This is a genomic window from Bacteroidota bacterium (genome assembly GCA_030706565.1).
GTDB lineage: Bacteria > Bacteroidota > Bacteroidia > Bacteroidales > JAUZOH01 > JAUZOH01.
Window position 1 is genome coordinate 1 of the sequence record JAUZOH010000587.1, and the last position, 1461, is coordinate 1461.

A 1461-nucleotide genomic window follows, 5' to 3' on the forward strand; every position below is an offset into this window, starting at 1 on the left:
CAGAACGTGAATTCCCGTCTTTTATAACTTGAGTGGGATCCATGTTGATGGCAGAAGTCAAAGCTCCTGCATCGCCAAAATTATTGTTTGAGTTCGTGCCTTTTACATTGATGCTTACTTTAAAGCTGTTTTTAAAAAAAATAGGATCAAGGCTGATATCGCTTGTCAATCTTTGTAAATCGGTATTTTTCAAAATGCCGTTCTGGTAGGTATAACCAACAGAAACCCTGTAAGGTAATGTTTTATATGCACCAGAAACGCTTAAATTATGATCCTGAGAAATTGCAGTACGGAAAATTTCTTTTTGCCAATTGGTGTTTGCACTTCCAAAGATTTTATAATTATCCGTTCCATATAAATTTTGATGGTCGTGAACAATTTGCCTGATTTCATCACCGCTATAAACATCTAAAAATTTAATCGCTTTAGATATGGAAATACTGGCATCATAGGTGATTTTCAATGGACTACCTGCTTTGCCTTTTTTAGTGGTGATGATGATTACTCCATTGGAAGCCCTCGAACCATAAATTGCAGTTGAAGAAGCATCTTTCAGGATGGCAAAACTTTCAATATCATTGGGATTGAGAAAAGACAGGTCGTTGTTCAAAATCAGTTCATCGACGATGATTAAGGGGGCGCTGACATTGGTACTCAAACTATTTATACCTCTGTTGTTCATCGTAAAATTGCTACCCGGCATGCCATTATTTGAAGAAATCGATAAGCCGGCAACTTTTCCCATTATTAATTCTGGTGAAGAGATAATCAAACCCCTGTTAAACTGATTAGTATCGATTACAACAATAGAACCCGTAACATTATTTTTATTTACAAACCCGTAACCAATATTTACTTTTTTATTGGATAAATAGGAGGTACTGTCATTAGAATATTGAATGTTGCTTATAACTTGCCCAATCAACATATTAGAAATAAATAGGCTAAATGCTAAATTAAAAAGCAAGTACTTCATACCTTTTATAAATGTCATCTTTCCCGATTTATTAACAAAATTTAGTATAAAAGATCGATATTAAAATGTCTCATCAATTGCGGTCTGTCTGAATTAATCAAGGATGTATATACCTTTATGTGCACGGAGAAATAACAATTAGTTTCAACAATATCCTTAGCTATAAATGCTTGTTATCTGATAAGATACAAGATAATTATTTTTGTTATATTTTTTCGGAATTATTTAATAAAAAATTTAAGTTTCGCAACTAAATATTTTCCTGAACGGAATAAAATTTAAAGTCAGTGATTTATTGTCCTTCAACCTCAATTTACCATGGGGCTAAAACAGGACGGTGATTCATTAAAAAGTTCCAGGACTTTCCTCCGCGAAGCGTTAAAAACAAAATCCTTATTGACTGCGTACTGTCTGAATGAAGCCGACGCCAGGAGGCGGAATGAGTTGACGCAGTCACAGTCTTTTTTGTAAACTTTTTGTGACGA

1 protein-coding gene is annotated in these 1461 nt (G+C 34.1%); it reads right to left on the reverse strand.

What is annotated here, in order from left to right; genetic code table 11:
• Positions 1-994, reverse strand: a 994-nt coding sequence (locus Q8907_17015) for a TonB-dependent receptor plug domain-containing protein (protein ID MDP4275971.1), incomplete at its 3' end; no start/stop codon positions are given.
• Positions 995-1461 lie beyond the last annotated feature (467 nt).